We start from the raw sequence: 22,761 nt of genomic DNA on the forward strand, positions 1-22,761 counted from the left end.
CCGAGGAGGACGGCCGGAGAAACGCACCCGCCCGTCAAAATGTCGTGCCGCTCACTGCTGGCTCGCCCAGCAGGAGAAGCCTTTCTTTTTCAGGACCTTGCATGCGTTGACCGCCTTGTCCTGATCGCCGAAGCCGCCGAAGCGCGCGCGGTAGACCTGGGCGCCGCCATTGCTGAAGGCGACCGTAAACGGCTTCGCGTTTCGCAGTGCTTTGCCACCCTTTTCCTGGGCATTGCCAAGCAGCGTCATTGCCTGTGCCTCGTTATCCGTCGCGCCGATCTGGATGACCCAGCCCTGGGGCTGCACGTTCGCTTCGGAGCGGGCTTCTGCCTTGGCGGGCGCTGTCTCGGCCGTGGCGACGGAGTTGGTGATCTGCGTGTCGACCTCGGCGGTCGGCGCCGGCTGCCCCGCAAGCTTGGCGCTCTGTGCATCGAGCGTGTTCGGTGCGACCTTGGCGGAAAGCACGGGATTGTCGGACGCGGGCTTGGTCGCCGCATAGGCCATTGCGATGCCGCCGGCATTGCCGCTGTCGTAGCGCACGCTCGGGACAGGGCCGGTATTCGGCAGGTCCATTGCTGCCGATGCGACCGCAACCGGCGCCTCGGCAGGCTGCGCCTCGGCTTCCGCGACCGCCGGCACGGGCTCTGCGGGAGCCTGAGCGATCAGGTTGCCGCCACCCCGGCGCGAGGCGGCCGGCATATACTTGGCAACCAGCTTGCGCATCTGGGCATCGCGGGCGCCGCCCGACGTGCCGCCCATGACGACCGCAACGATGCTGCGACCGTCGAGTTGAGCGGAGGTCACCAGGTTGAATCCGGAAGCGCGGGTATAGCCGGTCTTGATGCCATCGACACCGCGGACATTGCCGAGAAGGCGATTGTGGTTGCCGATGCTCTGCTTGCCGAAACGGAAGCTGCGCGTGGAGAAGTAATCGTAATATTGCGGGAAATGCTGCCGCAGGGCGATACCGAGGCGAGCCTGGTCACGGGCCGTCGTCCGCTGTTCGGTATTAGGCAGACCATGGGCGTTGCGATAGGTCGTGCGCGTCATGCCGAGCGCCCGAGCCTTGTTGGTCATCATCCGGGCGAACCGTTGTTCCGAACCGCCGAGCAATTCGCCGAGCGCCGTAGCGGCGTCGTTGGCCGAACGCGTGACCAGCGCGAGGACCGCCTGCTCCACGGTGATCGATTTGCCCGCTCGTACGCCGAGTTTCGACGGCGGCTCGGACGACGCCTTCTTCGAGAAGGGCACCTGCGTGGTCTTGCTGATACGCCCCGCCTCCAGTGCCTCGAAGGTCAGATACAGCGTCATCATCTTGGTCAGCGAGGCCGGATAGCGCAACTCGTCCGCATCCTCGCCGTAAAGCACCTTGCCCGTCTTCGCATCGACGACGATGCCCGCATATCTGGGATTGGCAAGGGCGGGCGCCGAAAGGGCGAGCGCGACGATGGCGCTCGCAAGGACAACCCGTCCTACAACTTTTGAAAAGACGCCAAGTGGGCGCTTCACGAGATCAGAAAAAACGGATTGAGACACTACGCTGCTCTTCATTCTCATGTCGGGGGTGCCGTCCGGACGCATTCTCCGGGAACGACCGTTCCCGAGACATTATCGGGATAGCGTTACCAATCGGTTTATGATGAATGATTGGTTTCTGGGGCTGGTCGATTTGTTCGGAAAAGGCACCGGCCGGCGATCTCCGCCGGCCTATTGCCTGCATCACGACTCTTGGACAAAATCACGGCACCGAGCGCTCGCGAATGAATGTTTCTACGGAATCATCGATTTCGCGCCATTGCGGCAGCAACTTGCTCGAGAATCTATAGAGAACCGTGAGGTCCTTACCTATGTGGACGTCACGTTGGCAGTCGGCACTGGTCGAGCTCGCGGGGCTTTCGGGCAGGAGGCAGCGCAAGACATAGGGCGGGCGCCCGTCTCTCTCGGCCGTGAAAAAGACCTCGCCCGCATAGCTGGACTTCGGCTTGGCATCGTATCTGGTGAGCCCCGCGGGACCGGCTTGCGGCCTGTCTTCCAGGACGTGACGGTAGACGGGGACAAACCGCCCGGACATGTCGCGCGACATCGTGCTCTGGGTGATCTGCAGGAAGATCAGGTTTTCCGGGCGGTTTAGATCGTTGAATATGAGCCGTGTCTCGTCGCTGTAGCCCTCAAGTGCGGGCCAGGTCAGGTAAAGGTCGAGGCGCTCGACGATGTTCGTGGCGCGCTGGCTTTCGAAGCGAATGACGTTGGCGGGAAGACGCAGATGATCCTGGCCGATCAAGATGTCGTAGGTCTGGCGGCTCGCGGTATGCCCGGCAAGGGCGAGGTATTCGCCGAGCCGGCGCCCGGAAAAAGAGAGCAAGATCGTCAGCGCAACGAGCAGCAAGGCGAGCGCGGCGATCTTGTATAGGGCGCGGGGCGAGAGCAGCGGTATGAGGTCCGGTTCCGGGCTAGATGGCGTGGTCATGAGTGCGCCGTCCGCTGCGCTGGCTGATTTGATATGGCGCCCTTGTCCGCTTGGAAGCCCTGCTCTGTGAGCGGAGGTCCGGCGGAAATTGCTTTCCTCGACGCTCGTTGAAGATGGTTAAATTTCGATGAAGCGAGGTCGCTCGAAGACTGTGCGGATCGTCAAAAAGAAAGGCCGGTTCCAGGGACAAGGGAACCGGCCGGGGCTTGGGTCTGGGACGGGGACAGGGGACTGACCTAAGCCCGTTTAGGATCGCGTCGGCAATTGCGGCTTTTTGCCGAGCAGTTGGTGACCGGGTCGTTACTTGCTGCTGACGCTGCCGACGGCAACGGCGCGGCCGTCCTGCAGCTTTACCCAGCGGCCGGCATTCTCAGAGGACTGCCGCTTCAGGTAAGTATATTCGGTGTCGGACCACAGCAGCACTTTGCTGCGCATGTTGTCGAGGATGAAGTCGCCGCGATCGGTGCGCACAGTTAGCACCGCGTGGCCGTCGCCATTCGGCTGCAGGACGACGGTGATCAGAAGATCGGCGGGGGAAAAGCCGCTTTCGATCAGTTTGCGGCGTTTCAAGAGCACATAATCCTCGCAGTCGCCGACGGTATCGGGATAGGACCACTCTTCCTCGACGCCATGGATTTCTATGTCGGTCATAGGCGTGACGGCCTGGTTTACCTCGTAATTGACTTCGAGGATCTTCTGCCAGCCATCGCGGGTCAGCACAGCGGGGCCGTGGTCGGGGCCAACGAACCGGCATTCGGATTGATAGCTCTTACAGAACTCATAGTGCCCAATCGGCGGATTGGTCGCGCCGCCGACCGTCATGTTCGCCGGCGATGCGACGGCGGGACCGGTCAGGATGCCGGTGATGAGGGCCGCGGCGGCGATCGCCTTGATGATAATTCTGCGCATGTCTGTCTCCCCGTTATGGTTCGACAATGGCACAGAGATTTTTACTTGCGGCGAAGATGCGAGGTAAAAACAAGTACAAATTCGAATAGCATAAGAATAAACTTCGATTTGTATTTGAATAAAATTTGATTCAAATTTTAGCGAATTCCGTGAGGCATGAGCACGATGCTGGTTCGTTTGGTGAAGGGCAGTTCAGATAACTTATTGAAATGAGCGCGCAAAATTTTTCAGTTAGCATCGCATGCATATGGGTGCGGCGGCCGCGGCATTGCGGCGGCGAGGAAATTCGCAACTCTTAATGGAGTAAAACGGCGCCGACCAGAGCGGGATATACCGTAACGCTCAGTTTACCAGAAAGTATTTCTGTTTGGTATGGGCGGACTAGCCAGTCGGCTTTGCAGACCGAGACGATTGCGCGGCGAGGCGAAGCACCCTTCACTGTTCAGGAGGAATCCCGCCTTAAGGAACGATGAGCTATTTTCGCGACGCAGAAGAGACGCGGTAAGCCGGCCGTGCGCTCAGAGGAATTCAGTCAGCGCTTCGCGTGACTGGACGCTAGAGAACTCGATGGCGACGCCTTCCTGGAAATGGCGCACGATCCTGCCCTTCATGTTGCCGAGCCTGACGGGGGTGCCGATGGCCGGTCGTATGTCGACGTCGATGGCGGCTCCCGAGAGCGAGAGGTCGATGATCCGGCAAGAATATTTCTCGCCGGTGTCGATCGTCAGTTCCGTCAATATCTTGCGCGGCGCAAGCCGGTCATGACGCCGGTCCTCCGGCAGGCCGAGCTCGTGCTTGTTGGCGATCCATGTAAGCTGAGCCGCGAGTTTCTCGCGTTTGCGTTCAGTCGCGTTGAGCTGGATCACGAACGCATCGTCCGCAAGCCGTGACACCGTGCCTTCGAGGCGCCCCACGTGATCGATATAGGCGATGACGCGCTCCCCGGCGCGTGGCCGCGCGGCCGAGGCAAAGAGCACGTCTCCCGGCGACATATCGAGAACGGTGCACTCATATTCGTCGCGATTGGCAAGCATCAGCCGTCCCGAGAGATTGACGGAAACGCGTTGGAAGGCGCTTTCCTGGTGCGGTTTCGGGCCGCCGTTTTGCGCATGCTGAGACGAGAACATGATCACTCTGCGATTGACGTATCTTGGCACGCGAAAGCATAAGTCGCGCCGGTTAATAGAAGGTTGGCCGCACAACCGGGGCGAAGCGCGTCTTAAAGCGCGTCGCATTCAATCGAATTCATGCAACGCCGCCTTAGGTCCTTGCTTTGTGCATGGCGCTGTCCAATACCGCTGCACACTTTTGGACGACATGCACTAGTCTCGTCTGCCGCCTGTAAGGATGCGCAATCTAGGCGGCTTGCGGGCTGCGCCTTCGCGATCGGTGACGGCTGTCACACCCGAAAGGGCGGAGGACCCGTCGGCTGCGTGTTCGTCGCGGTCGAGTTTCCGGATGCCGCAGGCGACGAGATGGGTAAGCGGTATCATGTGCAGCCATATCGGTCGGCCGAGCGGAGCCAGTGCGCCGAGCAGGCGGTCGCCTTTTCCGTCCGGCGAGGCGAGGGGGGTGAGCAGCAGCTCCAATTCCAACCGCTCCCCGCTCTCCGTCGTGCCGAGGGCGGAGAGAAGCGCCGGCGCGCGTTGTGTCATCACGTCATCGGCGATCCGGTCGGCCTCGCCCGCTTCCTCGGCGACCCAAAGGGCCGAAAATGACCGTTCGCGCAATTCCTGTCCGAAAAGGGCGCAAACGTTGGTGCCCGCAAGGCGAAAGCGGATGGCGCCGTCCGCCTGCCGTTGCAGAATGAAGAGGTCCGGCAGGAGGAAACGGATGTCCGCCGGCTGGATCTCGTCGCGACGCGGAAGGTCGCGATTGCCGCGAATTGCATTCCAATATTGAAACAGCTCGCTGGTGGTCCTGCTGCGCATCGTATCCATTCGTCCTCTGGGTGCGGAACGCTTGTCTGTCCCGAATTGGGACGGACGAGCGCCCTTCGAGCGATCTCGAAGAGGGAGGAGCGATTTTCGTGCCAAGCGGAAATTAAGGTTAATAACTGGTTTCGATTGCGTTTGATGTCCGGCGCTGCCATTCGGTCGGTATCACTTCACGAAGGCTTGCCTTCAGCACATCGACTGGAGCGCCGGTAGATTGGCGCGACGCGGCCGTTCAGTTTTCGCTGGACGGCCTTTTTTTGTTTGCTTATCCCTTGGCGCGCTGCCGCGGGCGGTTCGCTGTCGGGTCGGCCTACAGCGGCGAACGTCAGGTGCGAAGGTCGCTGTGACACTTTCGAAGTGCCACATGACTCCTGAAATCGGTTCCGATTTGAGAGTCATGCAGAGCGCGACTGCAGCGACCGGTGAGACGAGGGCAGCCATGGAACGGAATGAGGCGGCAACATCAGAGCAAGCGGACGCCGAGGATGCGGTCGGCCGCACTCGGGAACCCGCGTTCAACCTACCGCCGGCACTGACCGCTATTCTCTTCTTCCTCGTTGCGATCCATGCGCTCAGAACCTATGCGCTGTCGGCCGAGGTTGACCAGGAACTGATCCTCAATTTCGCCTTCCTGCCGGCACGCTACACGATACCGTTCAGCGAACAGGGGCTCGCCTGGCTCTGGACGCCGGTCACCTATTCCTTTCTCCACGGCAGTTGGGAACATCTCATCTTCAACATCTTCTGGATGGTCGCGTTCGGCGCCCCGGTCGTGCGGCGGATCGGCGTAGCACGCTTGGCATTGTTCTGGTGCCTGTCAGCGGCGGCCGCCGTCGGGCTGCACGTCCTATTCCATTGGGGCGAGATGATCGTGGTGGTTGGCGCCTCCGGCGTCGTTTCCGGCTTCATGGGCGCTGCGGCGCGTTTCGTGTTTTCCCCGAGCGGCCGTATCAGCCGCCAATTCGCCCACCTCAATCGACGACTTTCGTTCAGCGAAACACTCGCCAACCGCTCCGTGCTCGTCTTCACCGCAGTCTGGTTCCTCACCAATTTCCTGGTGGCGTTCGGCGTGTTCTCCATTGGAGGGGCGGGAAGCATAGCCTGGGAGGCGCACATCGGCGGCTTCCTGTTCGGCTTCTTCCTGTTCGGGATTTTCGACCCGCGGCGGTGAAGCGGGATAGAGAATTGTTAAAGGCGCTTGGAAGCGCCCGGCAGTCATCCCGAGCCGAGCTCCCCCTCCGCGGGGCGACGGCGGCGACGAAGCCCTTGGCCGCTCGGCCTATGCAGTCAGGACATCCTCGATGTGGATCGGCAGCGCTCGCACACGCCTGCCCGTCGCATGGAATACCGCGTTTGCGATCGCCGGGGCGGTTCCCACCAGTGCAATCTCGCCCAGCCCCTTCACACCGAGCGGATTCACATGCGGATCGACTTCGTCGACGAAGAACGCCTCGAGCTTCGGAATATCGAGGTTCACCGGCATGAGGTAGTCAGCCATATGGGCGTTGACTGGCCTGCCGTCGCGCGGATCGAGGACGGTGCGCTCCATCAACGCCATGCCGATGCCTCCAATCATGCCGCCAGTGCATTGGCTTCTGGCAAGCAGCGGATTGACCACGCGCCCTATGCCGTAGGCTCCCACGATGCGACGCACCCGGATCGTTCCGACGTCGGGGTCGATGGCGACTTCGGCGAAAACCGCCCCGAAGGAATGCATCGAGTAGCGTTCCGCCACTTCCGAAGCGCGCTCCGCAGATCTCTCGGCCTCGACCGGCACGCCGGTCCTGGCGACGATGTCCTGATAGGACAAACCCGTCGCGGCCTCTCCGCGGCGGCGCAAACGGCCCTCGCTCCACTCAAGATCGTTCACCGACGCTCCAAAGACCGGCAGGTTAGCGTCGGCCACCGCTCGGCGGGCGGCTTGCGCCTGCGCCTCGACACAGGCAGCCCGAATTGCCGATCCCACCGACGCCATCGTCCAGGAACCGCCATGCGACGGTGTCTGCGGATAATCCGACCTGCCGAGCCTGAACCGGACCTGCTCCGGTGGCAATCCGAGGAATTCCGCCGCGACTTGAGTCATGGACGTATAGGTTCCCGGCCCCATGTCGCTTGCGGCCGCCTCGACCTCGGCTATGCCGTCTGCCAGGAGCCGTACTCTGGCGCTCGCAGGTGCATGGAATGCCGGATAGGTGGCGGTCGCTGCTCCCATCCCGATCAGAAGACGTCCGTCGCGCATTGAGCGTGGTTCGGGAGTTCTCCGCGCCCAGCCGAAGCGTTCGGAACCGAGCTCGTAACATTGCATCAGCGAGCGACTGGAGAACGGCTTGTTTTCGGCTTCGTCCATCTGTGGTTCGTTCCGGCGCCGCAGCTCGATCGGATCGATCCCGAGCTTGTAGGACAGCTCATCCATCGCGCTCTCGAGCGCAAATATGCCGCTTGCCTCACCCGGGCCACGCATGTGATTGGGCGTGCCGGTGTCGAGTTGCGTCAGGCGATACTGGGTGCGCACGTTGGGGCAAGAATATAGGTAGTCGGTGACGTTGGTCAGCGCCTCCATGAATTGCTCATAGCGGCTCGTCTCTCCCATGCCTTCGTGGATTATTCCGGTCAGTCTCCCTTCCGGCGTAGCGCCAAGCGCAACCCTCTGACGCGTGCGCGGCCGGTGGCCGGTGGTGAAGAACATCTGCTTGCGGGTGAGCACGAGTTTCACGGGTCGGCCGACATGGCGTGCTGCAAGCGCCGCCAGCGTGACATGCGGCCAAGTCCTGAGGCTTGTCCCGAAGGCGCCGCCGATAAACGGGCAGATGACCTCCACATTCTCGGCGGGCAGGCCAAATATCGCTGCGATCTCGGCTTGCTCGTTCACGAGATATTGGCTCTTGCTCCAGAGGGTCAGCCGGTCACCGTTCCAGGCCGCGACGGTTGCGTGCGGCTCCATCGGATTATGGTTTTCTCGGGCCATATCATAGGTCTCGTCGACCCTGACGGCCGCCCGCGCGACGGCGGTGTCGGCGTCGCCGCGTGATCGGTCGGCCAATGCTCTCGTGCGGTTGGCCGCCTCGGGAACAATTTTCTCCGCCCTCTGATCTGTCGGATCGACAAGCGGCTGCCGGCTCTCATAGGTGATGCGCAATGCAGCGGCAGCGCGCTCGGCATGGTCGAGGGTGTCGGCGACAACGAGGGCAACGGGCTGGCCGTAGAAGCGTACATTGTCGTCCTGCAGGACATGCAGACGCTCGCCCACTGCCGGGTCTATGCCGGCCTTATGCGGTAGATAGGGAAGCTTCTGCGCATTCCGGTGCGTCAGCACGGCGACAACACCGGGCGCCCGCTCGACCTCAGCGGCGGCGACGTCTGTCACTCGGCCAAGTCCGACGGTAGCGCTGACGATTACGGCGTAGAGCTGGCCCGGTTGGTTGAAATCGGCGGCGTAGCGAGCCGCCCCCGTGACTTTGGCGCGACCATCGACGCGGGTCATCGGCCTTCCGATCAAGCTCACGCTCATGCGACTTCTCCCGCCATTTCAAGCGCGCGGACGATTGTCCGCGGCAAGAGTTCGACCTTGAATTGATTGTGGTGCAGCGGCCGGGCTCCTTGCGTGGCGAGCTGCGCAGCTTCCTCGAATGCCTGCCGCTCTGGTCTTTTTCCCGCCAGCGCGGCCTCGCAATTGCGCAAGCGCCAAGGCCGTGTGCCGACCCCGCCTACCGCGAGGCGAGCCTGACGGATTACGCCGCCCTCGATCGAAAGGGCAACGGCAGCCGAAACCAGCGCGAATTCGTAGGAGGCGCGATCACGAACCTTCAGATAACGCGCACGGTGACTGTGAGGCCCGCCGGCTACGCGTATTTCCATGATGAGCTCGCCCGGTAGTAACGTGTGTTCGAGATGTGGCGTGTCGCCCGGCAGCCGGAAGAGTTCTTCGACCGGGAAGCTGCGCTCGCCCTTCGAGCCCCGGACCCGCATCGTTGCGTAGAGTGCCACCAGCGCGACCGCGACGTCGGAAGGGTGCGTTGCGACGCAGTGATCGCTCGTGCCAAGGATAGCGTGGCCGGCATTCAACCCTTCGATCGCGGCACAGCCGGAACCCGGTGTACGCTTGTTGCAGCCCGCATCGAGCATGCGGAAATAAGGACATCGCACCCGCTGCAGCAGGTTTCCGCCCATCGAGGCCATATTCCGCAATTGCGGCGACGCGCCCTCGATCAGGCTTTCCGCGATCAGTGGTTGCAGGCGCTGGACATTTGGGTCGGCGGCGACCTCCGCCATGCGCGCGAGCGCGCCGATGACCAGATCCTCTCCTTCCACACGGATGCCGCCCAAAGGAAGCTTGTTGATGTCGACGAGCCGTTCCGGTCCTTCGACCTCCTCGCGCATCAGGTCGACGAGCGTGGTGCCGCCGGCGATGTAGCGGGCGCCAGAAGCGGCCGCCGCGATTGCGTCTTCGGTGCTTTGGGGCTTCTCCAAAACGAAGGGGAACATGGCTCAGGTCCTCCCGGCCGCGTCTGCGACGGCTGCGACGATGCCTGGATAGGCGCCGCAGCGACAGATGTTGCCGCTCATCCAGAACTGGATCTCTTCCGGCGAGCCTGCGTGGCCTTCGGCAATGCAGCCCAGTCCGGACATGATCTGGCCGGGCGTGCAGAATCCGCACTGCAAGCCCTCGTGCTCAACGAACGCTTCCTGGAGAGGATGGAGCACGCCGTCCTTTTCCAGCCCCTCGATGGTTTCGATCTGAGCCCCGTCGTGCATGGATGCCAATGTCAAACAAGAGACGATACGTCTGCCATCGACAAGTACCGTGCATGCGCCACAGGCACCCTGGTTGCAGCCTTTCTTCGTGCCGGTGAGATTGAGCGTCTCGCGCAGGACGTCCAGGATCGATTGGCGCGGATCGACGCTCAGCGTCTGAGCGCGACCGTTCACGGTCATCGTCAATGTCACGGTGTTCGTGTCGAGGGCAGGGGCGCTCGTTGCGGTCGCAGACAGCGGCGGCAAGGCAGCCAGAGCCACTGCCCCGGCCGTTGCCTGAAGTGTCTCCCGGCGCGACATGATGGGACCTGGTGGATGCGATTCTGACGGGTTCTCGGTCATGAGGAACATCCTCTTTAGGCTCGCGGCGATCGCCCGAAGATTACGAGGTATGCCGCTGCGTGACTGTCGCGATCTTTCGGAATTGCTTGGATGTTGCGGGGAGCGATAGCGACGACGCAGGTCCGCCAGCAGTCGGCGAACTTGCGTCGCATCAAGGCGCTGCTAATGGGAATATGCTGAAAGAGAGTGAATTTCAGAGACGGCGGCGGAACTCGCTCGGTGTGAGGCCCACCACCTTGCGGAAGCTCGCGGAGAAAGCGGATTGCGCCTCGTATCCGACGATCAGCGCGATATCGACGATGCGCAGCGTTCGGTCTTTGAGGAGCGTCTTGGCATGCGCGATGCGCTGGCGCGTCAGCCATCCATAAGGCGTATGACCGGTAGCCATGCGGAAAGCCGTGCAGAAATGGAAGCGACTTAAATTGACGAGATCCGCGAGCTCCTGGAGCCTGATATCCTCTGCAACATTCTCACGTATGTAGGTGGTGACACGCTTGACCTGCCAGGCCGACAGGCCGCGCCGCGGTCCGGGCGAGATCGGAATAGAAGTTGCGGCATGAGCTCTGAGGAGTTGGAGGCACAAAAGATCGAGCAGTTGCTCTATATACAAATGCGACATCACGTCCCCGCTGCTGATCTCGTCATTAATCATGGTCATGATCGTGAACAGCTTTGGGTCGCTGAAATGCACGCGGTGGAGCAGCTCGGGCTCGCGGCCATTCCCCACCTGATCCGCACAGGCCAGAAGTCGGCCGTGGCCCAAGAAGACGTTCGAGACCTCGACGGAGCCGTCTGCCCGCCAAAAGCCCTCATGCCCTCTCGGCGCAAACGTTATCATTCCCGACCTTGCAGGAGCAGAAAGCGTCTGCTGGCCGATTGTCACCGATGCGTTGCCGGCAGCGACGTATGTCGCGGAGATGATATGGTCCTTCAGGGGCGGCAAATTGTATTCGAACGGTCGGTTCCGCCATCGGCCGACAAGTCGGGTGTCGCCAGCAAATGCCTCCGGAATCACGGGCGGCGACAGGCCCCGCTGCAAACGGCGAATATGAATCGTCGTGTCCGCAAGCGCATTTCGGCCCATTGGGGACTTCTCTCGTCGATATGCAGGAAACCCGTACCTGACGCTAGCACTTCTCGCAGCGTTAGAAAATGTTCTTCGCACAACCGGCGTGTTGTCTCGTCGACTGCCTTGCACTGACCTTCGCTCGCGAACGAGGCGTGCGTGCCACACTAACGCAGCCGGGAAAGGGCGCTTGCAGGCTACAGCGCCGTGCGTCTTATCAGACGCGCAAAGGTCCGCTGGCGATAATGCATTGTTTCAACCGCGGAATCATCGTGATGCTGGATTTCCCCGAAGAGCCTGACGCGTGCCGGGAGGAGGGTTGATTTCCCGAAGTCGCTGGAGCACCATTCACCACGGCCGCCGAACAAATGTTCGTGAAGCGGCCGCGGAAAAGGCCGGAGGCCGGTGAGGCTTTGTGCTGGAGGAGTGCAAGAGCCGTTTCGGTGCCGGAATGGGTATGGGTTCCTGCGGCCGTCTCGCAATGTCGTCGCGACCTTTCTGCGCCTTCAGGAAGTGCGGCAACTGATCACCGCTAGTACCTCTTCCCCCCGGCCCGGTGTTGTCGCAACGGGAGATGTGCGCATGTCAGTGAAAGCGATTCTCAACGAAAAAGGCCGCAACGTCGTCACCGTGACGCCGCAGGTGACGGTTCAACAGGCGGCGACTTTTCTGCATGACAATCATATTGGAGCCGTTGTTGTCGTCGACGCGGACGACCAGATCGTGGGCATTCTGACGGAGCGCGATGTCGTCGCTTCGATCGCCAAATACGGTGCCTCCTGTCTCGATAAGCCGGTCTCGACCGTCATGTGGCAGAATGTCTATTGCTGCCGTGAGGAGATGACCGTGAACACCTTGATGGAGATGATGAGCAAATTGCGTGCGCGTCACCTACCCGTTGAGAGCGAAGGCCGTTTGGCCGGGATCGTGTCGATCGGGGACGTGGTCAAGTACCATATCCGCGCCATCGAGAACGAGACCGAGCAGATCAAGGCCTACATCGCCGGATAGCCGCCTTTTACGTGATTCAGCCTTTACGCGTCCGATCGGACGCGGGACCTTGGGGCGGCATCTGGCCGCCCTTGATGCCATAAACGCAAGACGGCAGCCAAGGATTCTCACCCTGATTAGGAGCCTCGACTGCGCGTCCGTGCGTTGCCGACCCGCAGCCCTTCAGCGAACCAGTACCTCCTGCATGCGCTTGATTTCGGCGAGCTTGGCCTTCGCTTCCTGATAGCCGCGCTCGATCGCCTCGCCGGCGCGATGAAATTCAGAAAGCCCGATGTCGTTGAGTTTCGGATGGAGGGAGAGGTCCGGCGGATCGCCGGCAAGCCGCGCGCGCGAGATGCGGTCCTGGATGATGTTGAAGGCCTGGACCATGACGCTGGTCATGCCGAGCCGGGCCGAAAAGCGGTTGGCGTCCTTCAGCGGCGCATCCGGCGTCTCCATGCCGGCGCTGTGCTTGACGACGGCCGAGCGGCCGTAGAGGTCATAGTTCAGGTTGACGGCAACGACGAGTTGCTGCTCATGGGCGCGGCAGACCGAAACGGGGACGGGGTTGACGAGCGCGCCGTCGATGAGCGTCCGGCCGTTGGCATTGATCGGTTCGAAAATGCCCGGAAGCGCATAAGACGCGCGAATGGCGGTGATGAGCGAGCCCTTCTCGATCCAGACCTCGTGGCCGCTGTGAACTTCGGTGGCGACGGCAATGAAGGGGCGGCCAAGGTCCTCGATGCTGATGTTCTGCAGATGCTCCTGCATGCGCTTGGTGAGTCTGAGGCCGCCGAAGAGACCGCCACCGCCGATGGCGAAGTCGAGCAGCCCCGCAATTCGGCGTACAGTCAGGGAGCGGGCGAAGGCTTCCAATTCCTCCAGTTTGCCCGCGAGATAGCAGCCGCCGACGAGCGCGCCAATCGATGTGCCGGCAATCATGCCGATCTCGACCCCGTCCTCGTCGAGGGCTTTTAGAACGCCGATATGCGCCCAGCCGCGCGCCGCGCCGCCGCCAAGCGCGAGCGCAATCTTCGGTGTCTGGGGTTGAGGGGCCGGTGGCTCTGGAGGCGTGGTCGTAATCGACGACCCTTGCGGGCCGGAAAGATCGGTAATCTGGCTGTTGCGCGTAAACGTCCAATTCAACATCCGGCACCTCCAACACCGCCGAATAGACCACCCAAGCGCGCGCGTTTGCAGGGAACCCTGCCAAGCGGGCTATTGCATGAATGCCTGGACCGGAATCGATCAAGGACGAGCTCATGCATCATTCAAAGTGCTACAGCGGCCTGGCACGTCGGATCTGAAGCGCCTCGCTGCAGGTGCCGGCCTTGTCCAAATTCATCGCTGAAAGACTGGCACCACGATTGATATATAGCATCGAACCAACCACCGAGTGCGGCCGGCCCGATAAACATTGGATACAGCCTGCAACACATCTCGGCTCCCCGCGGTTACCGCGGGAACTACTTACTTGAACAATGATTAGGCGCCCGTTTGGTTTCCAAAAGGTGAATATAACATGCGGCCGAGCCAGGAAAATGCAGGTGCTTGGGTCTGGGCCTAATTTTTTGCGTATATCTCTGCCGGGTCGAAATGCCTGTGATCGTCGGTGATGGTCACGGTCGCCTTGCCGTTGTCGAGGCCGACCGTCCGGTAGAAGCAGGAGCGGCGACCGGTGTGGCATGTGGCGTCGTGGCCGGCGACCGACACCTTGAGCCAGACGGCATCCTGATCGCAATCGGTCCGAATTTCCTTGACAGTCTGCAAATTGCCGGAGCTCTCGCCTTTCTTCCACAGGCGGCCGCGCGAGCGGCTGTAGTAGTGGGCAACGCCGGTCTCGATCGTAAGCGCGAGAGCGTCGGCGTTCATATGCGCGACCATCAGAAGCTCACCATCGCCTGCGTCTGTGACAATGGCGCTGATCAGCCCCTTCTCGTCGAAACGGGGCGTGAAGGCCGAACCGGTCTCCAGTTCGGCCTTATCTTCCGGGGGAGAATCGAAAGTGAGCGTCATTGCGTAGGCTCCACTACAGCGCGCCTCGCGTCTTTGCAGACGCATGAAGGATCGCTGCAGTACTTTGAATCGTTGCAGGTTTGTCCTTGAATCGGCTTCTGATCAAGGAACATGCGCGTCGCGGAGCTTACTTGAAGCCCCTGAGCAGGGTCATGAAGCGGGCCTGTTCGGCCGGCTCGGTCTTGAACGCACCGGTAAAGGTGGTCGTCAGCGTCGTCGAGCCTTGCTTCTTGATGCCGCGCATCGCCATGCAGAGGTGCTCGGCCTCGATCATCACCGCCACGCCTCGGGGGGCGAGGGTTTCGTCGATGGCTCTGGCGATCTGTGCCGTCATCGCCTCCTGCGTCTGCAGGCGCCGGGCGTAGATGTCGACGACGCGGGCGATCTTCGAAAGACCGAGCACGCGGCCGTTCGGCAGATAGGCGACATGGGCCTTGCCGATGATCGGCACCATATGATGCTCGCAATGCGAGTAGAACGGGATGTCCTTCTCGAGCACGATGTCGTCGTAGCCGGAGACTTCTTCGAAGGTGCGGCCGAGCACATCTTCAGCGACGAGGTCGTAGCCGCCGAAGATCTCCCGATAGGATTTGGCGACGCGCGCCGGCGTGTCCTTCAGACCTTCCCGGGTCGGATCTTCGCCTGCCCAGCGCAGCAGGACACGAACGGCTTCCTCGGCTTCTTTCTGTGTCGGACGACCGCTCGTGTCGTCAAGCACAGGGAAATTCTTTACTATGGCGTCCATATGGCCTCTTTTAAGCAATACGGGATTGCTGACGTTTTATCTTTTCGGACAACTCGCCATTGGCCATTCGCCTAACCCTGCAGGCTTGGGTTCCGTTGGCGGGCTCCGGGGCTTTCGGGTCTCGGCTTATCAGTGCACTCGACCGTCCGGCACGGTTTCCCAAACAACAGGCGACACTTGTCCCCCTTGCGGAACTGTCACCCCAACACGACATAGCATATAGTATGGTGCCACATGGATAAAAGGGCCCGAATGCGCCACGTCGTGCTTTTTTCCCGCCTGCCGGAGAAAATCATGCGCCGATTGCGCAAACCAGCGAAAAATCAGCCGGATCGCGTTAAATGATGGATGACATTTACAACAACAGGATTCTCGAGTTTGCCGGCAACATTCCACGCATCGGGATGTTGGTGGACGCTCATGCCGAAGCCGCCGCGCACTCCAAACTTTGCGGCTCGAAAGTAAGAATCTGGCTGAAGATGGAGGGCGACGTTGTGACCGATTTCGCCCATGACGTGAAGGCCTGCGCGCTGGGGCAGGCATCCTCCTCCATCATGGCGCGTCAGGTCGTTGGCGCCCATGCGGATGAGATCCGCCAAGCCCGCGAAGACATGCTGGCCATGCTCAAGGCCGATGGGGAGGGACCTTCGGGCCGTTTCGAGGACATGCGTTTCTTGAGGCCCGTCAAGGACTACAAGGCGCGCCATGCCTCCACGATGCTGACCTTCGATGCGGTTGTCGACGCTATCGGCCAGATCGAGGCCAAGCGCCTTGCAGCCGCCGTTTGAGCCATGTGCCCGCATCAGCAGCACGATCATGCGGTCAAGTCCGGCGAACTCCGCCTTTCCGGCAGCGGCCGGAACTGGTCCGGGCCGTTCCGCCGCACGCCTGGCCGGCTCATCGGCACGGCCCTGATTCGGGCCTACCAATTGACCCTGTCGAGCTTCATCGGCAATTCCTGCCGGCATTTGCCCACCTGTTCGGAATATGGCTATGAGGCGATTGCCCGGCACGGCTTCTGGGCCGGTGGATGGTTGACGCTTTTCCGGGTCGTGCGCTGCGGCCCGGGCGGCACGCATGGGTTCGATCCGGTGCCGGAGACGCTCGCGTCTCGCCAACGCTGGTACACGCCATGGCGCTATTGGCAGCCACGCCGCAACGAGGAGCGGGGGCTGTGACGATTCCGATGGAATACCGGCAGGCCTCGGCCGATTTCGATCGCTTCATCCTCGATGCGCGAGATATCGCCGGCCTCCAGACGACCAACCAGGCCTATACGATGGTGCAGGCGGTGCTCTATACCTTCCGTCGCCGCCTCGAGATTTCCGATGCGCTGCTTTTCGCCAACGTGCTGCCGCCGGTCCTTCGAGCGATCTTCGTCGCCGACTGGGACCTCGAGGAGCCGACAGTGCCCTTCTCCGGCCGTCTCACCATGACCCGCGAGGTGCAGGCCTTCCGGGGCGATCACAACGCATCCCCCGATACGGCAATCGCGGATGTCGCGACCGCCTTGCGGCGGAATGTCGACGAGACAATGCTCAATCGCGTGCTTGCGCGGCTGCCGGCAGGCGCCGTCGATTTCTGGCGGGCTTAGGGAATGAAGACCTACGTCGCTTTGCTCCACAGCATCGTCCTCGGCGAGGGTCGCCGCGTCGTTATGACCGAGTTGAGGGAAATGGCCGAACGGCTCGGCTACAGGATGCCACGAACGCTCGTCGCCACGGGCAATCTCGTTTCGAGGCGTCAGAGAAGCCGCTCGCGGAGGTCGAGACCGAGCTCGAAAAGGTGTTTGCCGCGACCTTCGGCCGTCACGTCGACATCATCGCGCGCACTGCCGAAGGCTGGTTGAAGCTTGCCGACGGCAATCCCTTCCTCGCCGAAGGCGAAAAAGATCCGGCAAGCGTGCACGTGCGGGTGATGCGCTTGCCGCTTGTGCCGGACGCGCGGGAAAAGCTCCACCGCTATTGTTCAAGAGGCGAACGGGTGTCCATCGTCGATGGCGATCTCTGGGTCGACTTTGGCGGTAAGGCGAGCGACTCGAAGCTAGGTGGCGCGCTGACGACCCAAAGGCTGGGTGTCGGGACGTTGCGCAACTGGAACACAGTGAAGGGTCTGCGTGCAATGGTTGTCGGTTGAGCCGGCCCCATGCCTTTACTCCACCACCAAAAACCTTTATCAGGCGCGCGTTACTCGCATGTTTCCTTAAATCGCATCCGATTTAAGGATAAAAAAATGCAGCACTTCAAAATGTTACAGCGACCTTTGCGCGTCTGATAAGACGCGCGGCGCTGTAATTCACCGGCCCGTCCGGCAAACCATACCACCCGCATTCGTTGGCGGGACTGGATAGGAGATCATGATGTCGCATTCCGTTTCCCTCACATTTCCTGATGGCTCCATTCGCGAATTCGCCGCGGGCACGACCGGTCGCGATGTCGCAGAATCGATTTCGAAGTCGCTCGCGAAGAAGGCTGTAGCGATTGCGCTCGATGGCGAGCTGCGGGACCTTTCCGATCCCGTGAAGGACGGCAGGATCGAGATCGTCACGCGTGAAGACAGCCGTGCGCTGGAACTCATCCGCCACGACGCCGCGCATGTCATGGCGGAAGCGGTCCAGGAACTGTGGCCGGGAACGCAGGTGACCATCGGCCCGGTGATCGAGAACGGCTTCTACTACGACTTCGCCAAGAACGAACCCTTCACGCCCGACGACCTGCCGGTCATCGAGAAGAAGATGCGGGAGATCATCGCGCACAACAAGCCCTTCACCAAGGAGGTCTGGTCGCGCGACAAGGCGAAGGAGGTCTTCGCCGCCAAGGGCGAGAACTACAAGGTCGAGCTCGTCGATGCGATTCCCGAAAACCAGGATGTGAAGATCTACTATCAGGGTGACTGGTTCGATCTCTGCCGCGGGCCGCACATGGCCTCCACGGGCCAGATCGGCACGGCCTTCAAGCTGATGAAGGTGGCGGGCGCCTACTGGCGCGGCGACAGCAACAATCCGATGCTGACGCGCATTTACGGTACCGCCTGGCACAGCCAGGAGGAACTGGATCAATATCTGCACGTGCTCGCGGAAGCGGAGAAGCGCGACCATCGCCGTCTCGGCCGCGAGATGGACCTCTTCCATTTCCAGGAGGAGGGGCCGGGCGTGGTCTTCTGGCACGGCAAGGGCTGGCGCATCTTCCAGAGCCTCGTTGCCTACATGCGCCGCAGGCTCGAAGGCGACTACCAGGAAGTGAATGCGCCTCAGGTGCTCGACAAGTCGCTGTGGGAAACTTCCGGTCACTGGGGCTGGTACCGCGACAACATGTTCAAGGTCACCGTTGCCGGCGACGATACGGATGACGATCGCATCTTCGCGCTGAAGCCGATGAACTGCCCGGGGCATATCCAGATCTTCAAGCATGGCTTGAAGTCCTACCGCGAACTGCCCGTGCGCCTTGCCGAATTCGGTGCGGTGCATCGTTACGAGCCGTCGGGTGCGCTGCACGGCCTGATGCGCGTGCGTGGCTTCACGCAGGACGATGCGCATATCTTCTGCACCGATGAGCAGATGGCAGCCGAATGCCTCAAGATCAACGACCTGATCCTTTCGGTCTATGAGGATTTTGGCTTCAAGGAAATCGTCGTCAAGCTTTCTACGCGGCCGGAAAAGCGCGTCGGCTCGGACGCGCTCTGGGATCGTGCCGAGGCGGTGATGATGGATGTTCTGAAGACCATCGAGGCGCAATCCGAAGGGCGCATCAAGACCGGGATCCTGCCGGGCGAAGGCGCCTTCTACGGTCCGAAGTTCGAATACACGCTGAAAGACGCCATCGGCCGCGAATGGCAGTGCGGAACGACGCAGGTCGACTTCAACCTGCCGGAACGCTTCGGCGCCTTCTACATCGACAGCGAGTCCGAGAAGCGCCAGCCGGTGATGATCCATCGCGCCATCTGCGGCTCGATGGAGCGCTTCCTCGGCATCCTGCTCGAGAACTTCGCCGGCCATATGCCGCTCTGGATCTCGCCGCTGCAGGTGGTGGTCGCGACCATCACGTCGGAGGCGGACGATTACGGCCGCGAGGTTGCGGAGCGTCTGCGTGAGGCGGGACTTACCGTCGAAACCGATTTCCGCAACGAGAAGATCAACTACAAGGTCCGCGAACATTCGGTGACGAAGGTACCGGTGATCGTTGTGTGCGGCAGGCGTGAGGCGGAAGAGCGTTCGGTCAACATCCGCCGCCTCGGCTCTCAGGCGCAGACCGCGATGTCGCTCGAGGAGGCCGTTGCTTCGCTCTCGGCCGAAGCCCTGGCGCCAGACCTCAAGCGCAAGGCGGAGCGAAGCGCCCGCTGACGCGGCGGAAGTCGTGATGAATCGAAATGGGCCGGCGGAACTCGCCGGCCCATTCATTTTATCAGCAGTCTGCAGCAACGGCGCGGGTCTTGACGCGACGTCAAGCTCATTCCGCAAGGAGAGGTGGTTGGTTCGCCGGTTCAGTCCTGCGCGTCTGCGGCGCCGCCGGCTTCGCCGTTGCCGCCCAGAAGCACTTCCACATCAGTGTTGACACCAGCTTTCACGGCGAAGTCTCGCTGGTAGATCTTGTCCTTGTTGCGTGCGACAGCCGTATAGCTGCCTTCGGCGAGAACCAGCGTCGGGAAGGCGCCGACGCTCTCGCTGACAACGTCGCCGGAGGACGTCAGGATGGACCAGGCGGTGTCGGCGATCGCCTCGCCGCCCGCTTCCGAGACGAGCTTCAGGGTCAGCTTTGCCGCCCGATGCTGGATAGTAGCGTCGGTCAGCTTGCCGGCTTCCACCTGGATGTCGGCGCGGATGACGGCATTGACCGAGCCGTAATTGGAAACGACGTGATAGGTGCCGGCATTGAGCCGGATGACCGTGTTCGGCTTCACGTCGGCGACGACCAGAGCCCGTTCTCCGTCTTCCTTCACGTCCGAGGAGAAGATCGAAAAGCTGAGCTCATTCGGCGGAATGCGCACGTCGCTGCCGGAAACGGCGTTCAGCATCACCCCGCCGGCATCGAGCACGAGCACCTGCTTGTCGAGCATGCCGTCTTCGGGGACGCGGATCTTGCGGGTGGCGCCGGCACGGCCGAAGGCGACGTTGACGAAATATTCGCCGGGCACGAGATTGAAAGCCGTCGAGCCGCCCTCGGAGGTGGCAAGCAATGGCAGCTTTCCGTCGCTGCCGGGAATGGGGCTGAAGACTCGCCAGGTAAGGCCCGATTGAACGGGGTTGCCTTTTTCCGTCAGCAGCGCTTCGAGCTTCACATCCTTCAGCTCGCCGCTCTGGGTCGGATCGGTGATGAGCGGATTGAAGCTCGTAAGCTTCGGCATCTTGCGCGTGCCGGAGATCGAGGGAAAGCTCTTGAACGCGTCGGTCGGGTCCTCGGCAAGCGCCCGTTCAAAAGCCGCTCCGGCGAGTGAGATCGCCAAGAAGGTTCTGAGAAAAATACGAGGGCGGATGCGCATGAGGACAGTTGACTTCTTGACTGGGTGACTCCACTTGAGACGCCGGTATGGCATTTTCGTGGCTGTCGGTCCGGCGGCAAATTAGTGGAATTCGCTGAATATGAAAACCGAAATAAAACTCCTTGACTATCTCGCCTCGCGCAGGTCCATCCCGGCCTTCCAGATGGGGCCGCCGGGACCGAGCAAGGCCGAGGTCGAGGAGATGCTGAAGCTCGCTTCGCGCGTGCCGGACCACGGTAAATTGGCGCCCTGGCGTTTCATCGTCTATCGTGGCGAGGAGAGGGCACGGATCAGCGCCGAATTGAAGAAAATGGCGCTTGCCGCCAAGCCGGATATGTCGGAAGAACTGATCAAGGTGGAGGAGACGCGGCTGACGCGCGCGCCGGTCGTCGTCGCTGTGGTAAGCAAGGCGGCGCCGCATTTCAAGATTCCCGAATGGGAACAACTGATGTCGGCAGGTGCCGTCTGCCTCAACCTGGTGATGGCTGCGAATGCGCTCGGCTACGCTTCGAACTGGCTTACCGAATGGTATGCCTACAATGAAAAGGCTTATCCATTGCTCGGCGTCGCACCGGGCGAGAGGGTCGCCGGCTTCATTCACATCGGCACCGCGATGGTGCCGCCAACAGAGCGTCCTCGGCCGGAATTGGCGGAGATCGTCACCTGGGTCGGGGAAGATCACTGATGTTCTATGACACGGCTGCCAATCGGCACGGCTTGCCGCACGATCCCTTCAAGGCAATCGTGTCGCCGAGGCCGATCGGCTGGATCGGCACGCGGGCGGCCGACGGCGCGCTTAACCTTGCGCCTTATTCCTTCTTCAATGCCATTAGTGACCGGCCGAAGCTCGTGATGTTCTCATCGAGTGGTTACAAGGATTCCGTTCGCAACATCGAGGCAACCGGCGAGTTCACAGCGAGCTTCGCGAGCCGCAATCTGAGCGAAGCCGTCAACCTCACCTCGATTACAGCGCCGCACGGTGAGAGCGAGTTCGAGATCGCCGGCCTGACACCAGTCGAGGGACGCCTCGTCAACGCGCCGTTCGTCGGCGAGGCTTTCGCGGCGCTTGAATGCCGGATGACGGATATATTCCGGCCCAAGGGCCTCGATGGCGTGGTGGCCGACAGCTATGTCGTGATCGGCGCGGTTGTCGGGATCCATATCCGCGACGAGGCCATTCGCGACGGCCGGTTCGACGTGGCGACCGTCAGGCCGCTCGCCCGTCTCGGCTACATGGATTATTGCGATGGCGGCGATGTTTTCGAGATGATGCGGCCGAGCCGCTAGACCTCGGTCAGCACGCCTGCCGCCGCGAGAAGGTCGATCTGCTGCCACGAGCGGAGGGCCACGGCGGAAAAGCCGTTCTCCAGGCTGTTTATCCAAAGGCGTCGCAGGGCCCATTCATCGACTGCATCGGCCGGCATCATTTCGTAAGCCGCGATCCCGGCCTCGCACGCCCTGAGAACGGCCGCGGCGCGACCGGCCCGGACGACGGCAGGCACGTCGCCCGCCTCCGTGACGCGCCTGCAACCGCACGCTTCCGCGAGAGCGGCAGCATCGAATATCAATGCGGAAAGGCGGGAGGAAACACCCGCCAGCGAATGAGGGGAGAGCACGCTCTCCGGAACGGTGGCATATTCCGCAAGTAGTGCCGTTCGGCCTTGAGCAATTCCGGCGGCCGCCTCGGTCACCTTCAGCATGACGTCGATTCTCTGGATATCGGCGGGTCCGCGGCATCCGGCCAAAACGACCCCGTCGGCGCCACTGGCAAGGAGGACACCAAGATCATGCTCGTTGACGTTTTCAGCCGACGGGATGCGGGTGAGGAAGAGGCAGCCTGTGCTAGCCTTGGCGGCTGTGCTCACCTGACGTGGAGGCTGGTTTCCGGCCGCATCGAAAACGACGCCTTGAACTGCGCTCAGGCTCGCCGGAGCGGGCAGCGGCTCATTCCTCGGCTGGTACAGCAGCGGCTTGATGGTTTGCTGGAGGTTAACGGACATGGTGAACCAATCTTAAACCTTTGACCGCTAATATTCGGACATCGGGGCTTTTGGGTGTCTAG

Annotated in this window: 22 protein-coding genes and 1 pseudogene; 9 read left to right on the top strand and 14 right to left on the bottom strand. The window is 61.6% G+C overall.

The window, feature by feature from the left end:
• Nucleotides 1-51: 51 nt before the first annotated feature.
• The 5 genes from AYK65_RS06975 to AYK65_RS06995 all read right to left on the bottom strand — a co-directional run bounded on the left by AYK65_RS06975 (nt 52) and on the right by AYK65_RS06995 (nt 5,307).
• Entirely contained in the window at nt 52-1,557 is a 1,506-nt protein-coding gene (locus AYK65_RS06975) for an SPOR domain-containing protein (protein ID WP_026613822.1), read from the bottom strand.
• A gap of 181 nt (nt 1,558-1,738) precedes the next feature.
• Nucleotides 1,739-2,467 (bottom strand): hypothetical protein, encoded by a 729-nt coding sequence (locus AYK65_RS06980; RefSeq protein WP_046118263.1) that lies wholly within the window; start codon nt 2,465-2,467, stop codon nt 1,739-1,741.
• Between the two features lie 300 nt (nt 2,468-2,767).
• Nucleotides 2,768-3,376: a transglutaminase-like cysteine peptidase gene (locus AYK65_RS06985; RefSeq protein WP_046118262.1), complete on the bottom strand. Its 609-nt coding sequence runs from the start codon at nt 3,374-3,376 to the stop codon at nt 2,768-2,770.
• A gap of 518 nt (nt 3,377-3,894) precedes the next feature.
• Nucleotides 3,895-4,503 carry a PilZ domain-containing protein gene (locus tag AYK65_RS06990; protein WP_026613819.1) on the bottom strand — a complete coding sequence of 203 codons (609 nt, stop codon included), beginning with the start codon at nt 4,501-4,503 and terminating at the stop codon, nt 3,895-3,897.
• Between the two features lie 195 nt (nt 4,504-4,698).
• Nucleotides 4,699-5,307 (bottom strand): PAS domain-containing protein, encoded by a 609-nt coding sequence (locus AYK65_RS06995; RefSeq protein WP_081158166.1) that lies wholly within the window; start codon nt 5,305-5,307, stop codon nt 4,699-4,701.
• Between the two features lie 445 nt (nt 5,308-5,752).
• On the opposite strand from AYK65_RS06995, the gene AYK65_RS07000 reads away from it, so the two are divergent.
• Nucleotides 5,753-6,484, top strand: coding sequence for a rhomboid family intramembrane serine protease (locus tag AYK65_RS07000; RefSeq protein ID WP_081158088.1), 732 nt, complete (start codon nt 5,753-5,755; stop codon nt 6,482-6,484).
• Nucleotides 6,485-6,592: 108 nt separating this feature from the next.
• Here AYK65_RS07000 and AYK65_RS07005 read toward each other — a convergent pair whose 3' ends face one another.
• The 4 genes from AYK65_RS07005 to AYK65_RS32885 form a co-directional block, all read right to left on the bottom strand.
• Nucleotides 6,593-8,821 carry a xanthine dehydrogenase family protein molybdopterin-binding subunit gene (locus tag AYK65_RS07005; RefSeq protein ID WP_081158089.1) on the bottom strand — a complete coding sequence of 743 codons (2,229 nt, stop codon included), beginning with the start codon at nt 8,819-8,821 and terminating at the stop codon, nt 6,593-6,595.
• On the bottom strand, nt 8,818-9,795 hold the full coding sequence (locus AYK65_RS07010) for an FAD binding domain-containing protein (protein WP_046118260.1): 978 nt from the start codon (nt 9,793-9,795) through the stop codon (nt 8,818-8,820). The genes AYK65_RS07005 and AYK65_RS07010 overlap by 4 nt, the downstream gene beginning before the upstream one ends.
• A 3-nt stretch (nt 9,796-9,798) precedes the next feature.
• Entirely contained in the window at nt 9,799-10,407 is a 609-nt protein-coding gene (locus tag AYK65_RS07015) for a (2Fe-2S)-binding protein (RefSeq protein WP_026613815.1), read from the bottom strand.
• 193 nt (nt 10,408-10,600) lie between these two features.
• Nucleotides 10,601-11,170 carry a helix-turn-helix domain-containing protein gene (locus AYK65_RS32885; protein WP_244559955.1) on the bottom strand — a complete coding sequence of 190 codons (570 nt, stop codon included), beginning with the start codon at nt 11,168-11,170 and terminating at the stop codon, nt 10,601-10,603.
• 885 nt (nt 11,171-12,055) lie between these two features.
• On the opposite strand from AYK65_RS32885, the gene AYK65_RS07025 reads away from it, so the two are divergent.
• Nucleotides 12,056-12,484: a CBS domain-containing protein gene (locus AYK65_RS07025; RefSeq protein ID WP_026613813.1), complete on the top strand. Its 429-nt coding sequence runs from the start codon at nt 12,056-12,058 to the stop codon at nt 12,482-12,484.
• Nucleotides 12,485-12,646: 162 nt separating this feature from the next.
• On the opposite strand, the gene AYK65_RS07030 is transcribed toward AYK65_RS07025, so the two are convergent.
• The 3 genes from AYK65_RS07030 to folE form a co-directional block, all read right to left on the bottom strand.
• Nucleotides 12,647-13,612, bottom strand: a complete 966-nt coding sequence (locus AYK65_RS07030; RefSeq protein ID WP_026613812.1) for a patatin-like phospholipase family protein — start codon at nt 13,610-13,612, stop codon at nt 12,647-12,649.
• Between the two features lie 414 nt (nt 13,613-14,026).
• Nucleotides 14,027-14,479, bottom strand: coding sequence for a phosphoribosyl-AMP cyclohydrolase (hisI, locus tag AYK65_RS07035; protein ID WP_081158090.1), 453 nt, complete (start codon nt 14,477-14,479; stop codon nt 14,027-14,029).
• Between the two features lie 127 nt (nt 14,480-14,606).
• A complete protein-coding gene (folE, locus tag AYK65_RS07040) occupies nt 14,607-15,224 on the bottom strand; it encodes a GTP cyclohydrolase I FolE (protein WP_026613810.1) in 618 nt (205 codons plus the stop codon).
• Nucleotides 15,225-15,565: 341 nt separating this feature from the next.
• Between folE and AYK65_RS07045 the strand changes: the two genes are divergently transcribed.
• From AYK65_RS07045 to thrS, 5 genes and pseudogenes are all read left to right on the top strand, one after another.
• On the top strand, nt 15,566-16,012 hold the full coding sequence (locus tag AYK65_RS07045; protein WP_026613809.1) for an iron-sulfur cluster assembly scaffold protein: 447 nt from the start codon (nt 15,566-15,568) through the stop codon (nt 16,010-16,012).
• 3 nt (nt 16,013-16,015) lie between these two features.
• Nucleotides 16,016-16,402 carry a membrane protein insertion efficiency factor YidD gene (yidD, locus tag AYK65_RS07050; RefSeq protein WP_026613808.1) on the top strand — a complete coding sequence of 129 codons (387 nt, stop codon included), beginning with the start codon at nt 16,016-16,018 and terminating at the stop codon, nt 16,400-16,402.
• An 8-nt stretch (nt 16,403-16,410) separates the two neighbouring features.
• Nucleotides 16,411-16,818 carry a DUF2267 domain-containing protein gene (locus AYK65_RS07055; RefSeq protein ID WP_034885125.1) on the top strand — a complete coding sequence of 136 codons (408 nt, stop codon included), beginning with the start codon at nt 16,411-16,413 and terminating at the stop codon, nt 16,816-16,818.
• 3 nt (nt 16,819-16,821) lie between these two features.
• A pseudogene (locus tag AYK65_RS07060) lies at nt 16,822-17,360 on the top strand (DUF1697 domain-containing protein).
• A 223-nt stretch (nt 17,361-17,583) separates the two neighbouring features.
• A complete protein-coding gene (gene thrS / locus AYK65_RS07065; protein ID WP_081158091.1) occupies nt 17,584-19,563 on the top strand; it encodes a threonine--tRNA ligase in 1,980 nt (659 codons plus the stop codon).
• Between the two features lie 140 nt (nt 19,564-19,703).
• Here the strand turns inward: thrS and AYK65_RS07070 are convergent, their stop codons facing one another.
• Complete coding sequence (locus tag AYK65_RS07070) at nt 19,704-20,699, bottom strand: hypothetical protein (RefSeq protein WP_026613804.1); 996 nt, start codon at nt 20,697-20,699, stop codon at nt 19,704-19,706.
• Nucleotides 20,700-20,799: 100 nt separating this feature from the next.
• On the opposite strand from AYK65_RS07070, the gene AYK65_RS07075 reads away from it, so the two are divergent.
• Entirely contained in the window at nt 20,800-21,384 is a 585-nt protein-coding gene (locus AYK65_RS07075) for a nitroreductase family protein (protein ID WP_026613803.1), read from the top strand.
• Nucleotides 21,384-21,986 (top strand): flavin reductase family protein, encoded by a 603-nt coding sequence (locus AYK65_RS07080; RefSeq protein WP_046118257.1) that lies wholly within the window; start codon nt 21,384-21,386, stop codon nt 21,984-21,986. The genes AYK65_RS07075 and AYK65_RS07080 overlap by 1 nt, the downstream gene beginning before the upstream one ends.
• Here AYK65_RS07080 and AYK65_RS07085 read toward each other — a convergent pair.
• Nucleotides 21,983-22,699: an aldolase gene (locus tag AYK65_RS07085; protein ID WP_081158092.1), complete on the bottom strand. Its 717-nt coding sequence runs from the start codon at nt 22,697-22,699 to the stop codon at nt 21,983-21,985. The genes AYK65_RS07080 and AYK65_RS07085 overlap by 4 nt on opposite strands.
• Nucleotides 22,700-22,761 lie beyond the last annotated feature (62 nt).

The sequence above is a fragment of the Ensifer aridi genome (assembly GCF_002078505.1).
GTDB classification, from domain to species: Bacteria; Pseudomonadota; Alphaproteobacteria; order Rhizobiales; family Rhizobiaceae; genus Sinorhizobium; species Sinorhizobium aridi.

Excerpts from the sequence above, each read along its gene's own strand:
- AYK65_RS06975 (WP_026613822.1), bottom strand. The coding sequence starts at position 1,557 with ATGAGAATGAAGAGCAGCGTAGTGTCTCAATCCGTTTTTTCTGATCTC.
- AYK65_RS06980 (WP_046118263.1), bottom strand. The coding sequence starts at position 2,467 with ATGACCACGCCATCTAGCCCGGAACCGGACCTCATACCGCTGCTCTCG.
- AYK65_RS06985 (WP_046118262.1), bottom strand. The coding sequence starts at position 3,376 with ATGCGCAGAATTATCATCAAGGCGATCGCCGCCGCGGCCCTCATCACC.
- AYK65_RS06990 (WP_026613819.1), bottom strand. The coding sequence starts at position 4,503 with ATGTTCTCGTCTCAGCATGCGCAAAACGGCGGCCCGAAACCGCACCAG.
- AYK65_RS06995 (WP_081158166.1), bottom strand. The coding sequence starts at position 5,307 with ATGCGCAGCAGGACCACCAGCGAGCTGTTTCAATATTGGAATGCAATT.
- AYK65_RS07000 (WP_081158088.1), top strand. The coding sequence starts at position 5,753 with ATGGAACGGAATGAGGCGGCAACATCAGAGCAAGCGGACGCCGAGGAT.
- AYK65_RS07005 (WP_081158089.1), bottom strand. The coding sequence starts at position 8,821 with ATGAGCGTGAGCTTGATCGGAAGGCCGATGACCCGCGTCGATGGTCGC.
- AYK65_RS07010 (WP_046118260.1), bottom strand. The coding sequence starts at position 9,795 with ATGTTCCCCTTCGTTTTGGAGAAGCCCCAAAGCACCGAAGACGCAATC.
- AYK65_RS07015 (WP_026613815.1), bottom strand. The coding sequence starts at position 10,407 with ATGACCGAGAACCCGTCAGAATCGCATCCACCAGGTCCCATCATGTCG.
- AYK65_RS07025 (WP_026613813.1), top strand. The coding sequence starts at position 12,056 with ATGTCAGTGAAAGCGATTCTCAACGAAAAAGGCCGCAACGTCGTCACC.
- AYK65_RS07030 (WP_026613812.1), bottom strand. The coding sequence starts at position 13,612 with ATGTTGAATTGGACGTTTACGCGCAACAGCCAGATTACCGATCTTTCC.
- hisI (WP_081158090.1), bottom strand. The coding sequence starts at position 14,479 with ATGACGCTCACTTTCGATTCTCCCCCGGAAGATAAGGCCGAACTGGAG.
- folE (WP_026613810.1), bottom strand. The coding sequence starts at position 15,224 with ATGGACGCCATAGTAAAGAATTTCCCTGTGCTTGACGACACGAGCGGT.
- AYK65_RS07045 (WP_026613809.1), top strand. The coding sequence starts at position 15,566 with ATGATGGATGACATTTACAACAACAGGATTCTCGAGTTTGCCGGCAAC.
- yidD (WP_026613808.1), top strand. The coding sequence starts at position 16,016 with ATGTGCCCGCATCAGCAGCACGATCATGCGGTCAAGTCCGGCGAACTC.
- AYK65_RS07055 (WP_034885125.1), top strand. The coding sequence starts at position 16,411 with ATGGAATACCGGCAGGCCTCGGCCGATTTCGATCGCTTCATCCTCGAT.
- thrS (WP_081158091.1), top strand. The coding sequence starts at position 17,584 with ATGTCGCATTCCGTTTCCCTCACATTTCCTGATGGCTCCATTCGCGAA.
- AYK65_RS07070 (WP_026613804.1), bottom strand. The coding sequence starts at position 20,699 with ATGCGCATCCGCCCTCGTATTTTTCTCAGAACCTTCTTGGCGATCTCA.
- AYK65_RS07075 (WP_026613803.1), top strand. The coding sequence starts at position 20,800 with ATGAAAACCGAAATAAAACTCCTTGACTATCTCGCCTCGCGCAGGTCC.
- AYK65_RS07080 (WP_046118257.1), top strand. The coding sequence starts at position 21,384 with ATGTTCTATGACACGGCTGCCAATCGGCACGGCTTGCCGCACGATCCC.
- AYK65_RS07085 (WP_081158092.1), bottom strand. The coding sequence starts at position 22,699 with ATGTCCGTTAACCTCCAGCAAACCATCAAGCCGCTGCTGTACCAGCCG.